The sequence below is a fragment of the Pseudoxanthomonas sp. genome (assembly GCF_027498035.1).
Classification (GTDB): Bacteria; Pseudomonadota; Gammaproteobacteria; order Xanthomonadales; family Xanthomonadaceae; genus Pseudoxanthomonas_A.
This window is the reverse complement of sequence record NZ_CP114978.1, coordinates 3,659,775-3,677,688: the sequence shown is the minus strand read 5'-3', so window position 1 is coordinate 3,677,688 and position 17,914 is coordinate 3,659,775. Positions and strand designations below refer to the sequence as shown.

Sequence of the window (17,914 nt, the reverse complement as noted above, 5' to 3'; positions counted from 1 at the left end):
CGAAACCTGCAATCCGGGACTGATGCATGAAAGGGAACCTGCGCGAGAGGGCAGCGAACGTGGGCAATGGCCCCCTGACGCTGGGCACCACCGCATGGCTTGGACAGCTCTGCCTGCTGGCGTTGCTGGCCGGGTGTGGCCCGTCCACTCCCGCCGTCTCGGCGACTCCGGCCAATGCAGCGCACGACACCCCGGCACCGACCACCATGCCGGGCGATGCGCCATCGCCCTCGCCTGCCACTGCAACCGAGGGACCGCAGCGCGCCAGCTTCGATTGCGGCAAGGCCAAGGCCGCGGCCGAGCGCCTGATCTGTTCCGACCCCGAAGTCTCCGGTCTCGATGGCCGGCTGGCAGTGGCCTATACCGCCGCCTCCATCGCGGTCGAGCCGTCCAGCAAGCCGCAGTTGCGGGAAGAACAACGGCGCTGGATCCAGTACACGCGCGACCTCTGCGCGGACGTGGTCTGCCTCAAGCAGGTTTACCTGGACCGGATCGGCATCCTTTCGCGCAACGACAACATTCTGGTCAACCCGGTCGCCTGCCAGACCGTTGCCGACGCCGATGCCTGCGTGGACGTGGTGACCTACCGCGATCCGAACGTCCGGATCGACGCCTTCAACCAGCTGCTGCGTGAGAACGACCACGAAGGCAAGATCATCGGCTGCAGGACACTGATCGACCTGCCAGCCGGAACCGCCAACGGCAACCACAGCTTCGGCGCCGACTGCACGCTGGAGACGCAGTCAACGCGGACCGCGGTGAAACTCTGCAACGACGAGATGGTGGGGAATTTCGCCATCGAGCCGATCGAAGGCGACGAGAACACCAGGACGCTGGTCCAGTTCACCCGCGACCGTTGCGCCGACGCTTGAACTGGCCGGTCGGCCAGTGACCATCCGCGTGGCCAGGGGGCCATGCCCAACGTGTTTCCAATGAAAGGAGTCAGTCATGCCCAGGGAATCCACCATCACCACCGAGCAGCTGCATACGCTTTACCTGAATACCGAACTCGGTGGTAATGCCAAGCTGCTGAATCATTTTTCCTACGCGGAAAAAGGCAACAGCTCGTATTCCTTCGGACTGGTGCAGTTCGACGTCGGCAACAACTCGGGGGCGCAGCGTTTCCTGAAGGACAACGGATTCTCCGACAACGACATCACCCAGCTGTCCAAGCATGGCGGCCTGACCCGCACCCAGCTGGATGCACTGGACACCAAGCTCCAGGCGATCCCGCAGGACAAGCTCGACCAGTTCACCAACAGCAAGCTGGACACCGCGATCGAACGGGTGGATGACGCGATCGAACGCGTACGCGCCAAGAATCCTGCCGCTGCCGACGCCATCGTCGCCAACCCCGAGTTGCAGCTGGCCATGGCCGACTATGACAACCAGTTCGGCAGCATGGGCAATCAGTTCGTCGGCTTTCTCGCCGGCGAGAAGACCAAGCTCCAGGGCGGCACCATCCAGGCAGGCGACCCGCCGAGCCGCGCGGATGTGCAGACCTTCATCGAATCCACCAAGTACGGCATCGGTTCGCCCAAGGCCGTCCAGGGCCGCGATGCGCATTTCCAGGATGCGATGGACCAGCTCGGGATCGCCCAGAGCCCCGGTTCAAAGGCGCCTTCCCGCGGCGGGGCGGATGCGGCCGCCGATGGCGTACTGGTCTCCGGCGAACGAGGCGAATCGGTCAAGGCGATGCAGGAGAAGCTGGCAGGCCTGAGCTATACGGGCACCAACGGCAAGCCGCTCAATCCGGATGCCGATTTCGGGCCAGGCACGCGACATGCGGTGGAACAGTTCCAGCGCGACCACGGCCTGACCGCGGACGGCAAGGCCGGGCCCAAGACCCTGGAGGCGCTGGAACAGGCGGTGCAGGCCAAGGGCCAGGCCACCACGACCGCCGAACAGGCGGCACCGAGCATGGCCTCGGCCGGGCATGCGGACAACGGACGCTACCGCGATGTGCTGGGCAAGCTGGAATCGCTGGAACAACAGCGCGCACAGGGCGGCTTGCCGGCGCTGTTCGGCGACCGCCAGCAACTGGAAAACGCCGCCGGGCAGGTCGTGTTCGAATCCAGGGCTTCGGGCCTGACCCAAGTGGACAGCGTGCTCGCACGTCCCGATGGCCAGGGCGTATTCGCGGTGCAGGGACAGCTGGGAGATCCCGCGTCCCAGCGCGTGTACGTGGACCGCGCCCAGGCCGTGGGCCAGGACCTGCAGGCCAGCACGCGCCAGCTGGATGCACTGGCCTCGATCCAGGAACAAACCCAGGCCCAGATCCAGCAGGCGCAGCCAACGCGCTGAGTGGCCGATGCACACCAGCGCCGCTGCCAGCGACGCTGGTCCGGCAACACCGACACCGATCAACCCGGGATGCACCTGCCATGCATGCGCAGGCAGCGTCATCGCGACGCCTGCCCGGTGCGCTCATCGTGGTTGCCTGGCGTCGGCGATCCCCGGCCGGAAGCCGCACGCCAGCTCAGGCGCGCGTCAGCACATTGCGCCACAGCGTCTGCAGCTGCTCCACGCCGCCGTTGGTCGAACTCCACAGGGTCGCATCGCTCACCAGCAAGGTGCCGTCGAACACCCCCTCGCGGGATTGCAGCAACGCATCGAGCAACGTGCGGCCGGTCGCCGTGAACGGATGCGGCGGCGCGGCCGGGTCGATGCGTTGTCGTGCCAGCACATCGAGCCTGTCCACTGCAGCACCCAGGCGTTCGAACTGCGGCAGATGCGGATGCAGGTTGAAGGTCGCCACGCCGCACAGCAGGCCCAGTCGATCCAGCCCGGCCTCGATTTCGATCGGCGATGGCGTGCCGTCCGCCTCGATCGATGGCCTCAACCCAAAACGATTCTCCACCGGGATCTCCAGCCCGGCCAGCAGCGTGCGGGCAAAGCCGCCGAAACCCTGCCGGGGCGGGATCGTCCTGTCGCCGTGGTGCAGGAAGGCGGCGACCTGCCCGGCAAGGCGCGCGTCATGCGAATCGGCCGCATCACTGCCGATGTCATGGTGCGGGGAGATGCAGGCCAGGTTGCGGGGATCGGACAGGAACCGGCGCACGCATTCGATTTCATCCGGCCCGGCCTGCTGTGCGGTGCGCAGCGAGTCGAAGCTGATGACCAGCAAGGTGTCGGCGTCTCCCAGCGCCTGCGCATCGAGTGGCGTGAACCTGCCGTCGCCGTCGATGCGTTCGATCTCGATGACCGGATGACCGGTGAGCGCGCCAGCCATCCGCACCAGCTCCACGAAGTTCCTGCGCATGATGCAATCCAGGAATCCGCCGATGCCCTGGTCGAACTGGTCCGGGTCACTGAAGGCCTCGTAGCGGGGAAACAACATCCGTCGACTTTCGAAGAGCGAGGGAAAGCGGTCCTCGATGACGCCCAGTGGCGCAGACACTTCGTCGGGCCTGCTCCAGGCGTAGTAGATCGCGAGTTTTCGATGGCGCATTGCTGTCTCCCATGCCGTTGTGGATCTGCTGCACGCCTGGCGGCGAGCCTGCCACCAGGGTTGGTCAACTGCCCAGGCCACCGGTGATCGCCAACTCGGCGCCGGTCACGTAGGCGGCCTCGTCGGAGGCCAGGTACAGGGCCATGGCCGCAACCTCGTCGGCCGTGCCCAGGCGATGCAATGGAATCATCTGCCGGTAGGCCTCGATCACCTCTGGCCCCACGGCCTGGAGGATCGGCGTATCGATACCGCCCGGATGGATCGAGTTGACCCGGATCCGCAGCGCAGCCAGGTCCAGCGCCGCTGCGCGCGTCATCCCGCGCACCGCCCACTTGCTGGCCACATAGGCAAACATGCCCGGGTGTGCCTGCAGTCCCGCCTCGGAAGAGACATTCACGATCGCACCGCGCCCGGCCGACTGCATCGAGCCGATCACGGACTTCATGCCCAGGAACACGCCCAACTGGTTGACGCGATAGTGCTGGTCGAGCAGTGCCTGGTCGGTCACCTGCAGGGGCGCGGGGGCGAACACCCCAGCGTTGTTGACCAGGATGTCGATCCGCCCGAACACGGAAACAGCCTCGTGCACCACCGCCTGCCACTGGTCCTCGCAGGACACGTCGTGGCGATGGAAGCGCGCATTCGGCCCCAGGGCCTGGGCGACCTCGGCACCTTGTTCGCGGATGTCGGTCAGCAGCACGCGTGCGCCCTGCTTGATGAAACACCGTGCGGTGGCCGCACCGATACCACTTGCCGCACCGGTGATCAGCGCGACCTTGTCGACGAGGGAAAACATGGGACAGTCCTTCTGCATGGGGGACCCGGCTGCCTGCAACAGGTGAGCGCGCGGCCAGGTAAGGGAACGCCGGCGCCCGACATCCAACATCCGGAAACAGCGTTCGCGATCTCGACGCACCATAGCCCCGGCAATCGCAGGTCCGGAGGCGGAGCAGGCAGGTTGGCGGACTCTGTCCGTGCATTGGCTGGATTGGTCATGGGACAGCCACGCCGGCAACGTCAGTCGCGCTTCCCGCCGCGCCAGATCGGCGTGCGTTTCGAACAAACGGCACCACGCGCCTGTTCTCAGGCATGCATCCCGCCGATCGCTCAGGTCGCGCGACTGGCCGCACGCCTGTCGCGCCCCTGTCCGACTCTGCCTGCCGAATGGCCGATCCGATGCAGATGCCGCGTGTCGGGCGCCACGCATAGTGGCCGGGTCGGAAACATCAAGCCCATGCGGGACCAGGCAACGGCACTCGACGTCGAGCGCACCACGCCCAGGCCAAGGGGCCATGCAGATCACCAGCCCCGTCCCGACACCTGAACTTCCGGCTGACCCCAATCCCGGCCCTGCGGGCCACCAACTCTGGAACAACCCATGTCCAATCGAACCATGTCCACGCTGGTCGCCAGCGCCCTGCTCACCGTCTTCGGTGCAGCTTCCATCAGTGCCGCCAGTGCCCAGGACTTCACCCCTGCGCAGAAGAAGACCCAGGCCTCCAACACCGTCAAGGTGAAGTCCGGCAAGGTCGAACCCTGCTTCGGCGTGGCCCTGTCCGGCAAGAACGACTGCTATGCCGGCGCCGGCACCACCTGCGCGGGCACCAGCATCAAGGACTACCAGGGCAACGCGTTCAAGCTGGTGCCGACGGGCACCTGCACCACGATTTCCACGCCGGAAGGCAACGGCAGCCTGTCGCCGAAGGCTTGATGTGGCCGCCCGGCGGAGCAAGTCCGCCGGGCATTTTTTTCACACCTGCGCGAGCATTCGCATGTCGATGCACACCGTCTCCAGTCTGCCCGCGCATGCCGGCATCGGGCTGAAAGCCGAACACTTCCGCGACATCCTCCAGGCACGCCCCGAGGTCGGTTTCTTCGAGGTGCATGCCGAGAACTACATGGGTGCCGGTGGGCCACCACACCGTTACCTGGAATCGATACGCAGCCACTATCCGTTGTCGGTGCACGGCGTCGGCCTGTCCATCGGCAGCGCGCGTCCACTGGATCTCTCACACCTGCAGCGGCTGCGCATCCTGATGCAGCGCTACCAGCCCCAGGCGTTCTCCGAACACCTGGCCTGGTCCAGCCACGAGGCGGGCTTCTTCGACGACCTGCTGCCGCTGCCGTATACCGGCGATACCCTGCGCCGCGTGGTCGCGCACATCGACCAGACCCAGACCACGCTGGGCCGGCAGATGTTGCTGGAAAATCCCGCGACCTACCTGGCCTTCAGCCACAGCGGCTGGTCCGAAACGGACTTCCTGGCCGAAGTCGCAAGGCGCAGCGGCTGTGCCTTGCTGCTGGATATCAACAACGTGTTCGTGGCGGCGACCAACCTGCAGTTCGATCCCCTCGCCTACCTGCAGGCGTTCCCGCTGGAGCGCGTGGAGCAGATTCACCTGGCCGGGCACGCGCGCGAATCCGATGAGCATGATCGCCCGCTGCTGATCGACACCCATGACCGGCCGGTGATCGACGCGGTCTGGGCGCTCTACGACCATGTCCTCAGCATGCGCGGGCCGGTGCCGACCCTGATCGAGTGGGATGCCAACCTCCCCGCGTTGCCTGTCCTGCTGGCCGAAGCCGATCACGCCGAAGCACGCCTGGCCCAGGCGCGGCCGCGCGTAACCCTGTCGCCCACCCTGACCGCGACCCAGCTGCGATGAGTGCATTCCCCCTACCCTCCGCGACACCCGCCGCTGTGTTGCCCGCCTGGGACAACCTGCAGACCGCCTTCGCACAGGCACTGCTGGATGCCGGGCAACCGGTGCCGCCAGGACTGGTCGGCCCAGATGGACGCACCAGCGCACGTCGCTTCGGGGTCTATCGCAACAACGTCGTCGCAGGCCTGGTCCACGCACTGCGCGATGGCTTTCCAGCGGTGGCGCGGATCGTCGGCGAGGCCTTCTTTGCCGCCATGACGCAGCAATACGCGCTACAGCATCCGCCGCGCACGCCGGTCATGCTGGCCTACGGTGCGGAGCTGGCCGACTTCGTGGCCGGGTTCGCGCCGGCGGCCAGCGTGCCCTACCTGGCTGACGTGGCCCGGCTGGAATGGGCCTGGATCGAGGCTTACCACGCGGCCGAATCAACGCCTTTGCAGCCCGAAGACCTGCAGCGACTGGAGCCGCGCAACGCGGCACAGCTACACCTGCGCCTGCACCCATCGGCCCGGGTCCTGCGCTCGCCGTATCCGGCAGTGACGATCTGGCAGATGAATACCGACGCGCTTGCGCTGGCACCGGTGGCGTTCGATGCCGGTGGCGAAGACGTGCTGGTGGTGCGTCCGCACGCCCACGTGCAGGCCCATCCGTTGCCGGCCGGCGCAGCCGTCTTCATCCAGTCCCTGATCGACGGCCTGGACCTGGGCCAGGCCACGGCATGCGCGCTGGATGACGATGGCGGGTTCGATCTTGCCAGCAGCCTGTCGGGACTGGTCTCGGCCGGGGCGTGCATCGCACTGGACGATCCAGCCGATCCATTCGAACTCTCTCCCCTTCACCGCTGAGAAGCAGGACTGCCATGCCCGCCACCGCCATCTTCCAAGCCGCGATCCAGCGGCTGTCATGCCTTGGTCGCGCCCTGGCGCCACCCGTCATGCGCATTGCGCTGGCGCTTCCGTTCCTGCGTTCCGGATTGACGCGCTGGGATCCCTTTCCTTCGCTCTCGGCGGCAACCCAATACCTGTTCGAAGAGGTCTTCATGCTGCATCTGTTCGGCAGGACCTACCCGCTGCCGGCGCCCGGCCTGCTGGCCTGGGCAACGGCGGCGGCCGAACTGCTGCTACCCACCCTGCTGCTATTGGGCCTGGGCACGCGCCTGGCAGCCCTGGGCCTGTTGGCCATGACCGCCACCATCCAGCTGGTGGTGCCGGACGGCTGGGTCAACTTCCATCTGTACTGGGCCGCGTTGGCCCTGGGCGTGATCGCGCTCGGGCCCGGCATGCTGTCCATCGACCACTGGATCGCGCGTGCATCCGTTCCGCGCGGACGACTATCACCCAAGGGCCAACCGACGCCGCGTTAGCGCGAGGCTGCCACCGGCCCGCGGTCCAGCGCCTCCAGCTGCGTCCGCAGCTCTGCGTGCAACGCACGCACCAGCGGCGTGGCCATCGCCCGGTGCGCGATCACCAGTTGCAGCGGCGCCGGCACGCCCCAGTCCGGCGCGAACACGTCCACCAATCGCCCGGCCTGCAAGTCATGGTGCAGGTCCAGCCGCGACTTGTAGACCATGCCCATGCCCGCCACGGCCCAGCGCCGCACGATGTCGGCATCGTCGCTGATGCGATCACCGTCGATCTGCACAGTCTCCACGCCCTCGGGTAGATGGAAGCGCCAACGCTCGTAGGTCGCCTCTCCCATCACGTAGCGCAGGCAGTTGTGCCCGGCCAGGTCGCGCGGATGCCGCGGCCATCCATGCCGCTCCAGGTAGGCGGGCGCGGCACACAGCGCACGCCGGTTGTGTGGTGCCAGCGGCAGTGCCACCAGGCTGGAGTCGCCCAGGCGCCCATAGCGGATCCCCGCGTCCAGCTGCTCGGCGAAGAAGTCGACGTTGCGGTCGCCGATGGACAGGTCCAGGCGGATGCCCGGATGGCGCTGCTGGAATGCGTCCAGCCACGGCAACAGCAGGTTGCGCCCCAGGTCCGAGGGCATCGCTAGGCGCAACGTGCCGGCCAGCTGGCCGCGTCCATCCTGCAGCGCGAGCAGGCCAGCCTGCTCGGCCTCGAGCATGGCCCGTGCATGCGGGAGGTAGCGCTCGCCTTCGGCCGACAATCGCATCTGCCGGGTGGAACGCACGAACAGGCGCACGCCCAGGCCTTGTTCAAGCCGCATGACCGAACTGCTGGCCAGCGCCGGCGTGATATCCAGGCGCCGGGCAGCGGCCGAGAAGCTTCCAGCATCGACGGTCTGGAGGAATACGCGGACGTCATCGATCCGGATCATTTTCGTCGGAATGAGGAAAGTCCTTGGTCAATCTACCCGCTTTCTGCGGTAGGTCGCATCGTGGAGGATGGTGGGGCTGCGGCCGGCGTCAGTCTTGCCGGCACACCACAGATCGGCCTGCCCTGTCGTCACCGATTGCGATGCCTGCATGGCACCCGTGGCTGATGCGCTGTCGGCGGTGCGAGGCAGGCTCCGGAATGTCCCGTCCTCCCCCCAGGAACCATCGACATGGACCACCCTGCCCGCTTTCCGCCCGTCCATCACCCGCGCAGAAACATGCCCACGCGGGTGATGTGGTTTCCGCAACCCGTGCCGGCCTCAATAGCCTTTGACCGCCACCACGTCCGAAGGATGGATCTCCGGCGCTGCGGCCAACAGCGGCGGCAGCCTGTCGAAGATGATCCTGGCCGCCTGCCCCTGCATGTGGGCGTCGCGGCCCTCGCTGCCCTTGAACAGATCCACCAGGAACAAGGTGTCCGGCTCGACACTGGACCGCAGCAGCAACCACAGCGGCGTGCCGTGCTCGGCCTGGACGTGGGGAAGCACCGCTTCGATCTCACTGGCCGCCTGGCCACCGAGGCCTGCGCGGGCCTTGAAGACAATCACACCGGCTACCGTACTCATGACTGTTGATTCCTCGCACTTGGGAAAAAAGGACGGGACATCCCGCCGTCCCCAGCCTGCGCGGCCGGCAACCATCGCGGACCGGTCAGGGTGGGACAAGCCGCAGGCAGATCCGGCCACGGCGGCGCTGCAGCCATGAAGATCGTCGTGGTCGGATCAGATGGCTGCCTGGCCTCGGGGTATTCAGGCCTGGTCGACTTGCTGGGCCTGGCCCGCCAGGCCATCGCCGCCACCGCGATCGATGCTCCGCTCTACGAGCTGGTCACCGCCAGCCACGATGGCCAGCCGTTCCGCGATGGCCAGGGCGTGCTGCACCAGGTGGACAGCGCCCTGGCCGATGTCGCCTCGTGCAACGCCCTGGTCGTGCCGGGGTTCGTCCCCGACCAGGACCGCCGCCCACCGGACATGGCGCTGCATGGCACCGCCGCCAGCTGGATCCGCGCACAGCACGCACGCGGGGCGATGGCCTGCGGGTCGTGCAGCGGCGCCTTCCTGCTGGGCGAGGCCGGCCTGCTGGACAACCGTCGCTGCACCACCACCTGGTGGCTCCACGAAGACATGAAGCGTCGTTACCCACTGGCCGGTGCGATCTGGGGCACGGCCCTGCTGGAAGACGGGCGCGTGGTCAGCGCCGGCGGCCCGCTGTCCTGGATCGACGTTGCGCTGCACGTGATCCGGCGCCTGTGCGGGAACGAAGCAGCCAGGATCGCGGCCGACTTCACCGTGGTCGATGCAACCCCCAACACCAAGGCCGCCTACATCCCGCTCTCGCACTTCGCCGCGGGTGACACGTTCCTGGCGCGTGCCGAAAGCATCGTGCGACGCCCCAGCAAGACCCCCATCACCGCCTCGATGCTGGCGCAGGAACTGGCCGTCTCGGAGCGCACGCTGCATCGCCGCCTGATCGCCGTGATCGGCCAGGCGCCGAAGAAATTCATCGACCACGTCCGCTTCCAGATGGCCCGCGACCTGCTGGAAACCGGCGGAAAATCCATCAAGGAACTGGCTTTCCTGTGCGGCTATGCCGACGACGCCAGCTTCCGGCGCGCCTTCAAGCGCGCCTTCGGCAAGCCGCCCGGCGCCTGCCAGGTAAAACCCGGCAACAGCCAAGCCCAACTCCTGCCCTGTCGATAGAGGCGAGCCCCCGGCAGGCTGTTCGGCGGGATTGGAATGGCATTTGTGAGCTGCCACTGCGGCGGCACGAGACAGCTCGACGCCAGGCCCATGCGCCGAGGGTGACATCGCCAGGAGGGTTGCCCCGGCATCATCACAGGGCTTGCGTGGAGCGGGTGAAGGGAATCGAACCCTCGTCAGTAGCTTGGGAAGCTACAGCTCTACCATTGAGCTACACCCGCGTCGGGTCGCGCAGTCTATGCCGGGCCTCGCCCGCCGCGCAACGGTGGCGCGGCGGATGGTCACCTGAAACGACGACGCCCGGCGAGCCGGGCGTCGTGCGCTTGCCAGTGAATCAACGCAGCTGCGCGATCAGAAGCTTCCGCCCAGGCTGATGAAGATGCCGGCGTCATTGGCCGCACTCTGGCCAATGGTGGTGCGGGCACCGATATCGGCGCTCAGGCCGCCCAGCTGGGCGCGTGCGCCGACCACGAAGACGCCGTAATCCTGGTCGAATTCGACACCCGGCACGGCGTAGGGCAGCGCACTCGGGATGGTCTGCAGCGAGGCCCAAGCCATGCTGGCGTTGTCTTCGAACTCATGGTTGTAGGTGGCCTGCACGTACGGCGTGACCGTCGGCGAGATCTCGTAACTGGCGCGCCAGCCGACGCTGCCGATCAGCGAGTCGAACTCCTGGTCGCGATAGGACAGCGCGGTGGAGTTGAACTCCTTTTCGTCATAGCCGTCGACCTTGATGGTCTGCGAGACCAGGCCCAGCACCGGACCGGTCTTCCAGGCGCCACCGTTGCTGAAGTCGAAGCCGCCGTTGATGGCCACAGTCAGGTTGCTGCCATCGGGCGAACCGGTCTGCTTGCGGGTGGCCGCACCCAACTGGATCTCGCGGGTCACGTCGTACTTCAGCCAGTTGTAGCTGACCTGCGCGTTGACCCAGCCGCCGTGGCCGGCCCACTGGGCGAAACCGCCCAGGGTGGTGTCTTCCTGGTCGAACTTGCCCGAGGAATGGCCGAAATCCTGGGTGCCCTTGCCGTAGCCGGCGAAGCCGCCAAAGGTCCAGCCACCGCTCAGCCAGTCGATGCCGAACAGGCCGGCCGGGGTGGTGCCGTCATACAGGTCGCCATCCTGCTGGCGCTGCATGTCGCCGCGCACGTTGCCCCACCAGCGCAGGCCCTGGCCTTCTTCGGTGGCATCGGCATGCATGGCCACGCGCTCGGCGCGTGAGTAGCCGGTGACCGTGGCCGAGTGGGTCAGCACCGAGATCTGGCGCGGGCCTTCCAGCACCGACAGTGCGTACTGCGCCAGCACTTCATGCGCAGCGGCACTCGGGTGCACGCCGTCGGCAAAGATGTAGTCGGTCGCAGCGGTCGGGGTGACGTAATCCAGCGGGCTGCAGGTGACCGAAGAGGCGACCGTGCACGCCGTTTCGGTGGCATTGGTGAAGCCGTAGGTGGTCGGGTCCGCGGTGATCTCGTCGATCAACGTGTAGGTGTCCAGCGGAATCACGCGCAGGCCACTGGCGGCCAGGCCGCTGAACAGCGCGGTGTTGTAGCTGGTCGCCAGCTGGGTGCCGGCCGCGGAACTGGCCGCGCCGCCCGCCAGGAACTCCGGCGTGCGGCCCAGGTCGGGGATCGTCGCCACCAGGATGTACTGCGCGCCCGCCGCCTGCAGGGTGCCGACCAGACCGATCTCGGTGGTCACGGCCGTCGCGATGGTGGCCTGTGCCGGTGCGCCGCCAGCCACGGCGAACAGGTCGTTCGCACCGCCCCACACGGTGTAGAGCGCATTGGCATCGGCCACGCCACCGGTGCTGGCCAGGTAGCTGGTCACCTGCGAGGCGATCGAAGGTGCCACGCCAAGCGCGGTGACATTGTCCTCGTCCACGCGCGCACCGCCGACGGCGTAGTTGGTGCCGCCCTGGTTGTCGCTGGTCGCATCGGTGCCGTAGTAATTGGCCAGGTATTCACTCCAGACCAGCCCCGGGTTGGTGGTGAACTTGCCGACGATGGCCGCCGACGGGCCGGCGATCTCGATCAGGGTCGGACGGAAATGGCCGGAATCGGTGAGGCTGTCGCCGAAGAACACGGTCTGCGAATAGACCTGTTCGGCATGGGCCTGCGGGGCGCCGGCAGCGAGGGCAACCACCACGGCAGCAGCCAGGGTGGACAGGGAACGGGGTGCGCGCATGTGGAACTCCATCGGATCGCGTGGGATATGTGCCAGGGCGCCGACCGTACGGCACCGCATTGGGTCGTTATGATTTCATTACGACACATTCCAACTCACGCTGCACTGCGGCACACATGCCTTGATGCACCCCGCCCAAGGGCTGTGGCGACATATTTTCAGGAACATGCACACGCCATGCGACGTGTCGTCGCCGAACCGACCGCCCTGCGGACTTGCATGGCGTGCCATGGCCTACATCGCCACGCCCCTCCATCACCGGGCCCATGTCGCATCCAGCAACGCGCAGTGCCTGCCGATCACGCGACTGCTTCGACAAGTTGGGCGATAATCCGGGCATGCCCGTACCCCACTCCCATGATCCGCAGCCCGCTGCGGGCAAGGCTTCCGCCTCGCACCTGTTGACCGGTCCCGGCCAGTCCTTCCGGATCGCCCGGATCCGCCCCACCCAGGCCACAGGGCCCGGCTTGTCGGGATGGCTCGGCTGAGATGACCGACCCGTTCTCCAGCCCTGGCGCCAAGGCGCCGCCCAAGCCGTTCACCGCCAGCGAAGGCCATCGCCCGATCCGCAGCTTCGTGCTGCGCCAGGGCCGTTTCACCGAGGCCCAGCAGCGTGCATTCGACACCCAGTGGCCGCGTTTCGGCCTGGACTACACCGGCCAGCCACGCGACTACGATGCCGCGTTCGGCCGTGCCGCCAGGCGGGTGCTGGAAATCGGCTTCGGCAACGGCGACGCGCTGCGTTTTGCCGCGCAGCAGGACCCGACGCGCGACTACATCGGCCTGGAAGTCCACGCCCCCGGCGTGGGCCGCCTGCTCAACGCGCTGGAGGCCGATGGCGCCGACCACGTGCGCCTGTACCACTACGACGCCGTGGAAGTACTGCGCAACGAAGTGGCCGAAGGCTCGCTGGACGAGGTCCGCATCTACTTCCCCGATCCCTGGCACAAGAAGCGCCACAACAAGCGCCGCCTGATCCAGCCCGAGTTCGCCACGCTGGTGGCCTCGCGCCTGGCGCCGGACGGCCGCCTGCACGCAGCGACCGACTGGCAGGACTACGCCGAACAGATGTGGGACGTCCTGGATGCCACGCCCGGGCTGCGCAACCGCGCCGGTCCACGCGGCCAGGTGCCGCGCCCGGCATGGCGCCCGCAGACCCACTTCGAAACGCGTGGCCAGAACCTGGGCCACGGCGTCTGGGACCTGCTGTATGACCGCTGCTGACGAGCCACACCCAGGCCCCGGCGCGCAGGCCGCGTCCGGCCTGTCCAAGCGAGTGCGATAAGGCCTGATGGATACCGCCCTGACGCTGACCAACGACATGCGCCTGGTGCTGGGGCTGGTCGGCTTCGTGATGGTGATGTTCCTGTTCGAGCGCATCCGCGCCGACGTCGTCGCCGTGGTGGTACTGGTGGTGCTGGGCCTGACCGGCCTAGTCGCGCCGGAAGAAATCTTCGGCGGCTTTTCCGGCAACGCGGTGATGAGCATCATCGCCACCACGATCCTGGGCGCAGGCCTGGAGCGCACCGGCGCCCTGAACCGGCTGGCCTCGTGGCTGCTCAGGCGCGGGCACGGCATCGAACAACGCCTGCTGCTGCTGACCACTGCCATCGCCGGCCTCAATTCGTCCTTCATGCAGAACCCCTCGGTGATGGCGCTGTACCTGCCGGTCACCGCGCGCCTGGCCTCGCGCACCACCCTCAACCTGCAGCGCCTGCTGCTGCCGATCTGCTCGGCCATCGTCATGGGCGGTGCGTTGACCATGGTCGGCAACTCGCCACTGATCCTGCTCAACGACCTGATGGTCTCGGCCAACAACAACCTGCCCTCGGGCATGGCCACGCTGGAGCCGCTGCGCATGTTCGCGCCGCTGCCGATCGGCCTGGCCCTGCTGCTGGCGTCGCTGGCGTATTTCCGTTTCTACGGCGACCGCAAGCTGAAAGAGGAAACCACCGGCACGGCCGGCGCGACCCCGGCGCGGACCGAGAGCTATTTCGCCAGCACCTACGGCATCGAGGGCGAAGTCTTCGAACTCACCGTCAGCGCCGATAGCCCGCTGGTCGGCATGACCCTGGGCGAGGCCGAAGCGCTGCACGGCGCGCCGCTGATGCTGGCCCTGCAGACCGGCACCGACACCCGCCTGGCGCCGCCAGCCGACATGCGCATCTGGGTGGGCAGCGTGCTGGGCGCGATGGGTGCACGCCAGGAAGTAGCCGACTTCGCCCAGAACCAGTTCCTGCGGCTGTCCTCGCGCCTGCGCCACTTCGGCGACCTGTTCAATCCCAGCCGCGCCGGTATTTCCGAAGCGGTGATCCCGCCCACGTCAGGTTTCATCGGCAAGAGCGCCGCCGACCTGGCCCTGCGCAAGAAGTCCGGGATCAGCCTGCTGGCGATCAACCGCGACAAGAAGGTCGTGCGCGACGACGTGCGCAAGGTGCCGCTGCGCTCGGGCGATATGCTGGTGCTGCACAGCATCTGGCAGGACCTGGCGGCCACGGCCAAGAACGGTGACTTCGTGGTGGTCACCGACTATCCCAAGGGCGAGCAGCGCCCGCACAAGTTCAAGATCGCCATGGCGATCTTCGCGGTGACCATCATCATCGCGCTGACCTCGCGGCTGCCGGTGGCGCTGACCCTGATGACCGGCGTGGCCGGCATGCTGTTGACCGGCGTGCTGCGCATGGACGAGGCCTACGCCTCGATCAACTGGAAGACCGTATTCCTGATGGCCGGGCTGATTCCCCTGGGCTGGGCGATGGACAGCAGCGGCGCGGCGGCGTGGGTCGCCGGCCACACCGTCGAACGCCTGCCCGAAGGCCTGCCGATCTGGGTACTGGAGATCGCCATCGCGCTGCTGACCACCGCCTTCTCGCTGGTGATCAGCCACGTGGGCGCAACCATCGTGATGGTGCCCATGGCGATCAGCCTGGCACTGGCCGCCGGCGGCAACCCGACCGCGTTCGCGCTGATCACTGCGCTGTCGGCATCCAACAACCTGATGACCGCTTCCAACCCAGTGGTGTCCATGATCACCGGGCCGGCCAACTACACCGCGCGGCAGATGTGGCGCGTCGGCGGGCCGATGTCGCTGATCTACACCGTGGTGGTGGTCGGCATGGTCAACCTGATGTTCTGGTGGGGCGCCCGCGTCTGATGCGACGCATGGCGGCAGGCACATGGCGCTGACACTCAAGCTGCTGGAAGGCCACTTCGCGGTCTGCCGCCTGCCTGCGGGCTCGGCATTGCCGCACTGGTTCGTCCCCGGCGCGCTCAGCCATGTCAGCTGGACCGATGAGGAACTGTCCATCGCCTGCGACGAGGCAGGCGTTCCCATCGAGGCGCAGTGCGAACGCGGCTGGCGCAGCCTGATGCTGCAGGGTCCGTTCGCGTTCGACCTGACCGGGATCCTGGCCCAGGTGCTGCTCCCCCTTGCGGAAGCGAAGGTGGGGATCTTCGCGGTCTCGACCTTCGATACCGACTACGTAATGGTTAAGCAGGCCCAGCTTGCAACCAGCCTGGAAGCGTTGCGCGCCGCCGGCCACACCATCCGGGAATAACCGCGCCCTGGTGCCGGCTAGCCAGCCAGTACCACCTTGCCATCACGCACCTGCACCGACACCGCGCGCAACGCCTCGCCGCGGCATGGCCCGGCAAGACACTGCCCGCCTTGTAACTCGAATGTGGCGCCGTGCGCGGCGCACACCAGCTGGCCAGCCTTGCTGAGCAGGAACTTGCCCGGTGCCCAGTCCAGCCGTCGGCCGGCATGCGGGCAGACGTTGAGCCAGGCGCGCACCGCGTCACCATCGCGCAGCACGACCAACGATTCGGCGCTGCCATCGACCATCGCCTCAGCCTCGGCCGGGACGCCATCGACCAGGAGTTCGAAGTCCATCACATCCATGGAATTAACAAAGGTTTCACACAATCGCCCAAGAGGTGACCATACTGCGCCATCGGTTCCCCATCATTCTGTCACGCGCCTGATGATCCGCACCTTCTCCTTCGACAGCCAACGCCTCCGCGCCGTGTTCGCACCGCGCAAGCCCCGCCATCCGCTGCTGCGTCTTGCGGTCGGCCTGCTGGGTCTGGGCGTGTTGTGCGTGCTGGTGTTCTTCGGGGTTTTTGTCGGCGCTGCCATGCTGGCAGCAGGCATGGCCTATCGCCTGCTGCGCCCACGCCAGCGCGCTGCACAGCAGCAGCGCGTGGTGGAAGGCGAATACGAAGTCGTCCGCAAGTCCGCGCTGCCGCTCTCGCACTGAGTTCCGCCGCGCGCGCTTAAACTCGCATTCCCCGTTGTCAGTCAGGAATGCTTCGATGTCCGATGTGATTTCCGCGCCCGCCCAGGCGCGTGTGCCGGTGCGCGGTGGCGGCACGTTCCCCGTACGCCGCATCTATTGCGTGGGCCGCAACTTCGCCGATCACGCGCGTGAAATGGGCGTGACCGCGCCAGCCTCAAAAGCAGAGCGCGGCAATCCCACCTTCTTCGCCAAGCCCGCCGACGCCATCGTCACCGGCAATGCGGACGTGCCCTATCCATCCGGCACCAAAGACCTGCACCACGAAGTGGAGCTGGTCGTCGCGCTCGGTGCCGACGCACCCGCCGGCGTGCTGCCTCTGGAAGCCACGCAGGCACTGGTCTACGGCTATGGCATCGGCCTGGACCTGACCCGTCGCGACCTGCAGGCTACCGCCAAGAAAGCCGGCCTGCCCTGGGACACCGCCAAGGGTTTTGACCATTCCGCGCCGATCAGCGACCTGGTCCCGGCAACCCAGGTCAGCGACCTGATGTCGCTGGGCGTGACCCTGACCGTCAACGGCACCGTGCGCCAGCATGCGCCACTGACGGACATGATCTGGGACGTGCCGGACATCCTGCACGAACTGTCCAAGCTTTACGCGCTGAAGGCCGGCGACCTGGTCTTCATGGGTACGCCATCGGGTGTCGCCGCATTGCAGCCCGGCGATGTCTTCGTGGCGACCCTGGACGGCGTGGCCGAAGTACGCGGCACCATCGTCGGTTGATCCCGCATCGACGCGGCTCTGCGTTACGCTAGCCGCGCAATTCAACTCATCAAGGAAAAACCATGGGCATGATCAGCGAGTTCAAGACGTTTGCGATGCGTGGCAACGTGATCGATCTGGCCGTCGGTGTCGTGATCGGTGCGGCTTTCGGCAAGATCGTCACCTCGTTGGTGAACGATGTGATCATGCCGCCGATCGGGCTGCTGATCGGTGGCGTGGATTTCTCCTCGCTGGTGGTGACGCTGCGCGCAGCCAGCACCGATGCCGCGGGTGCAGCAGTTCCTGCGGTCACGATCAACTACGGCACCTTCATCAACGTCATCATCCAGTTCCTCATCGTGGCCTTCGCCATCTTCATGGTGGTGCGCACCATCAACCGCTTCAAGAAGCCCGAAGAAGCCGCCCCCGAAGCCACGCCGGAAGACGTGCTGCTGCTGCGCGAGATCCGCGATTCGCTGAAGAAGCAGGCGTAAATCGAGCGAAGGCTCCGTCCCGGAGCGCGGAGGAAAGCAGGAGCCGCGGGCTGTTAAGCTCGCGGCTCCTTTCTTTTGCGGAGTGC

The 17,914-nt window shown here is 66.9% G+C and carries 19 protein-coding genes and 1 tRNA gene; 13 read left to right on the top strand and 7 right to left on the bottom strand.

All coding sequences use genetic code 11. From position 1 onward, the window contains the following. Positions 1–26 precede the first annotated feature (26 nt). Positions 27–872, top strand: a complete 846-nt coding sequence (locus tag O8I58_RS16075; protein ID WP_298318267.1) for a lysozyme inhibitor LprI family protein — start codon at positions 27–29, stop codon at positions 870–872. 76 nt (positions 873–948) lie between these two features. Then, positions 949–2,304, top strand: coding sequence for a peptidoglycan-binding domain-containing protein (locus O8I58_RS16070; RefSeq protein ID WP_298318264.1), 1,356 nt, complete (start codon positions 949–951; stop codon positions 2,302–2,304). A 175-nt stretch (positions 2,305–2,479) separates the two neighbouring features. Here O8I58_RS16070 and O8I58_RS16065 read toward each other — a convergent pair whose 3' ends face one another. Further along, positions 2,480–3,451 carry a hypothetical protein gene (locus O8I58_RS16065; RefSeq protein ID WP_298318262.1) on the bottom strand — a complete coding sequence of 324 codons (972 nt, stop codon included), beginning with the start codon at positions 3,449–3,451 and terminating at the stop codon, positions 2,480–2,482. Positions 3,452–3,515: 64 nt separating this feature from the next. Beyond that, a complete protein-coding gene (locus tag O8I58_RS16060) occupies positions 3,516–4,247 on the bottom strand; it encodes an SDR family NAD(P)-dependent oxidoreductase (protein WP_298318260.1) in 732 nt (243 codons plus the stop codon). Positions 4,248–4,829: 582 nt separating this feature from the next. Here O8I58_RS16060 and O8I58_RS16055 point away from each other — a divergent pair. The 4 genes from O8I58_RS16055 (at position 4,830) to O8I58_RS16040 (ending at position 7,477) form a co-directional block, all read left to right on the top strand. After that, on the top strand, positions 4,830–5,162 hold the full coding sequence (locus O8I58_RS16055; protein ID WP_298318257.1) for a BufA1 family periplasmic bufferin-type metallophore: 333 nt from the start codon (positions 4,830–4,832) through the stop codon (positions 5,160–5,162). A 61-nt stretch (positions 5,163–5,223) separates the two neighbouring features. Then, the gene (locus O8I58_RS16050) at positions 5,224–6,117 is read left to right on the top strand and encodes an MNIO family bufferin maturase (protein ID WP_298318255.1); all 894 of its coding nucleotides are present in this window, start codon (positions 5,224–5,226) and stop codon (positions 6,115–6,117) included. Beyond that, entirely contained in the window at positions 6,114–6,959 is an 846-nt protein-coding gene (locus tag O8I58_RS16045; protein WP_298318252.1) for an HvfC/BufC N-terminal domain-containing protein, read from the top strand. Before O8I58_RS16050 ends, O8I58_RS16045 begins: the two co-directional genes overlap by 4 nt. Positions 6,960–6,973: 14 nt before the next feature. After that, positions 6,974–7,477 carry a DoxX family protein gene (locus tag O8I58_RS16040; protein ID WP_298318249.1) on the top strand — a complete coding sequence of 168 codons (504 nt, stop codon included), beginning with the start codon at positions 6,974–6,976 and terminating at the stop codon, positions 7,475–7,477. On the opposite strand, the gene O8I58_RS16035 is transcribed toward O8I58_RS16040, so the two are convergent. Together O8I58_RS16035 and O8I58_RS16030 are read right to left on the bottom strand one after the other, a co-directional pair. Next, complete coding sequence (locus O8I58_RS16035; protein ID WP_298318247.1) at positions 7,474–8,394, bottom strand: LysR family transcriptional regulator; 921 nt, start codon at positions 8,392–8,394, stop codon at positions 7,474–7,476. The two genes, O8I58_RS16040 and O8I58_RS16035, sit on opposite strands and share 4 nt — an antisense overlap. A 318-nt stretch (positions 8,395–8,712) precedes the next feature. Further along, on the bottom strand, positions 8,713–9,018 hold the full coding sequence (locus O8I58_RS16030) for a putative quinol monooxygenase (protein ID WP_298318245.1): 306 nt from the start codon (positions 9,016–9,018) through the stop codon (positions 8,713–8,715). A 135-nt stretch (positions 9,019–9,153) separates the two neighbouring features. Between O8I58_RS16030 and O8I58_RS16025 the strand changes: the two genes are divergently transcribed. Next, positions 9,154–10,152 carry a GlxA family transcriptional regulator gene (locus O8I58_RS16025; RefSeq protein WP_298318243.1) on the top strand — a complete coding sequence of 333 codons (999 nt, stop codon included), beginning with the start codon at positions 9,154–9,156 and terminating at the stop codon, positions 10,150–10,152. 147 nt (positions 10,153–10,299) lie between these two features. On the opposite strand, the gene O8I58_RS16020 is transcribed toward O8I58_RS16025, so the two are convergent. Continuing rightward, a tRNA-Gly gene (locus O8I58_RS16020) sits at positions 10,300–10,373 on the bottom strand. Between the two features lie 130 nt (positions 10,374–10,503). Then, a complete protein-coding gene (locus O8I58_RS16015; RefSeq protein ID WP_298323070.1) occupies positions 10,504–12,294 on the bottom strand; it encodes an autotransporter domain-containing protein in 1,791 nt (596 codons plus the stop codon). Positions 12,295–12,822: 528 nt separating this feature from the next. On the opposite strand from O8I58_RS16015, the gene trmB reads away from it, so the two are divergent. From trmB to O8I58_RS16000, 3 genes are all read left to right on the top strand, one after another. Then, positions 12,823–13,557 (top strand): tRNA (guanosine(46)-N7)-methyltransferase TrmB, encoded by a 735-nt coding sequence (trmB, locus tag O8I58_RS16010; protein ID WP_298318241.1) that lies wholly within the window; start codon positions 12,823–12,825, stop codon positions 13,555–13,557. A gap of 67 nt (positions 13,558–13,624) precedes the next feature. Continuing rightward, complete coding sequence (locus O8I58_RS16005) at positions 13,625–15,487, top strand: SLC13 family permease (protein WP_298318239.1); 1,863 nt, start codon at positions 13,625–13,627, stop codon at positions 15,485–15,487. A gap of 22 nt (positions 15,488–15,509) precedes the next feature. Next, positions 15,510–15,890, top strand: a complete 381-nt coding sequence (locus O8I58_RS16000) for an ACT domain-containing protein (RefSeq protein ID WP_298318236.1) — start codon at positions 15,510–15,512, stop codon at positions 15,888–15,890. A gap of 17 nt (positions 15,891–15,907) precedes the next feature. Here O8I58_RS16000 and O8I58_RS15995 read toward each other — a convergent pair whose 3' ends face one another. Continuing rightward, positions 15,908–16,234: a Rieske (2Fe-2S) protein gene (locus tag O8I58_RS15995; protein WP_298318234.1), complete on the bottom strand. Its 327-nt coding sequence runs from the start codon at positions 16,232–16,234 to the stop codon at positions 15,908–15,910. Positions 16,235–16,316: 82 nt separating this feature from the next. On the opposite strand from O8I58_RS15995, the gene O8I58_RS15990 reads away from it, so the two are divergent. The 3 genes from O8I58_RS15990 (at position 16,317) to mscL (ending at position 17,828) form a co-directional block, all read left to right on the top strand. Next, positions 16,317–16,592, top strand: a complete 276-nt coding sequence (locus tag O8I58_RS15990) for a hypothetical protein (RefSeq protein ID WP_298318232.1) — start codon at positions 16,317–16,319, stop codon at positions 16,590–16,592. Between the two features lie 55 nt (positions 16,593–16,647). Next, positions 16,648–17,355 (top strand): fumarylacetoacetate hydrolase family protein, encoded by a 708-nt coding sequence (locus O8I58_RS15985; protein WP_298318230.1) that lies wholly within the window; start codon positions 16,648–16,650, stop codon positions 17,353–17,355. A gap of 62 nt (positions 17,356–17,417) precedes the next feature. Continuing rightward, positions 17,418–17,828, top strand: a complete 411-nt coding sequence (gene mscL / locus O8I58_RS15980; RefSeq protein WP_298318227.1) for a large-conductance mechanosensitive channel protein MscL — start codon at positions 17,418–17,420, stop codon at positions 17,826–17,828. The last annotated feature ends 86 nt before the right edge of the window (positions 17,829–17,914 follow it).

Excerpts from the sequence above, each read along its gene's own strand:
- O8I58_RS16070 (WP_298318264.1), top strand. The coding sequence starts at position 949 with ATGCCCAGGGAATCCACCATCACCACCGAGCAGCTGCATACGCTTTAC.
- O8I58_RS16025 (WP_298318243.1), top strand. The coding sequence starts at position 9,154 with ATGAAGATCGTCGTGGTCGGATCAGATGGCTGCCTGGCCTCGGGGTAT.
- mscL (WP_298318227.1), top strand. The coding sequence starts at position 17,418 with ATGGGCATGATCAGCGAGTTCAAGACGTTTGCGATGCGTGGCAACGTG.
- O8I58_RS16030 (WP_298318245.1), bottom strand. The coding sequence starts at position 9,018 with ATGAGTACGGTAGCCGGTGTGATTGTCTTCAAGGCCCGCGCAGGCCTC.
- O8I58_RS16045 (WP_298318252.1), top strand. The coding sequence starts at position 6,114 with ATGAGTGCATTCCCCCTACCCTCCGCGACACCCGCCGCTGTGTTGCCC.
- O8I58_RS16000 (WP_298318236.1), top strand. The coding sequence starts at position 15,510 with ATGGCGCTGACACTCAAGCTGCTGGAAGGCCACTTCGCGGTCTGCCGC.
- O8I58_RS16055 (WP_298318257.1), top strand. The coding sequence starts at position 4,830 with ATGTCCAATCGAACCATGTCCACGCTGGTCGCCAGCGCCCTGCTCACC.
- O8I58_RS16040 (WP_298318249.1), top strand. The coding sequence starts at position 6,974 with ATGCCCGCCACCGCCATCTTCCAAGCCGCGATCCAGCGGCTGTCATGC.
- O8I58_RS15985 (WP_298318230.1), top strand. The coding sequence starts at position 16,648 with ATGTCCGATGTGATTTCCGCGCCCGCCCAGGCGCGTGTGCCGGTGCGC.
- O8I58_RS16050 (WP_298318255.1), top strand. The coding sequence starts at position 5,224 with ATGTCGATGCACACCGTCTCCAGTCTGCCCGCGCATGCCGGCATCGGG.
- O8I58_RS16005 (WP_298318239.1), top strand. The coding sequence starts at position 13,625 with ATGGATACCGCCCTGACGCTGACCAACGACATGCGCCTGGTGCTGGGG.
- O8I58_RS16035 (WP_298318247.1), bottom strand. The coding sequence starts at position 8,394 with ATGATCCGGATCGATGACGTCCGCGTATTCCTCCAGACCGTCGATGCT.
- O8I58_RS15990 (WP_298318232.1), top strand. The coding sequence starts at position 16,317 with ATGATCCGCACCTTCTCCTTCGACAGCCAACGCCTCCGCGCCGTGTTC.
- O8I58_RS15995 (WP_298318234.1), bottom strand. The coding sequence starts at position 16,234 with ATGGATGTGATGGACTTCGAACTCCTGGTCGATGGCGTCCCGGCCGAG.
- trmB (WP_298318241.1), top strand. The coding sequence starts at position 12,823 with ATGACCGACCCGTTCTCCAGCCCTGGCGCCAAGGCGCCGCCCAAGCCG.
- O8I58_RS16065 (WP_298318262.1), bottom strand. The coding sequence starts at position 3,451 with ATGCGCCATCGAAAACTCGCGATCTACTACGCCTGGAGCAGGCCCGAC.
- O8I58_RS16060 (WP_298318260.1), bottom strand. The coding sequence starts at position 4,247 with ATGTTTTCCCTCGTCGACAAGGTCGCGCTGATCACCGGTGCGGCAAGT.
- O8I58_RS16075 (WP_298318267.1), top strand. The coding sequence starts at position 27 with ATGAAAGGGAACCTGCGCGAGAGGGCAGCGAACGTGGGCAATGGCCCC.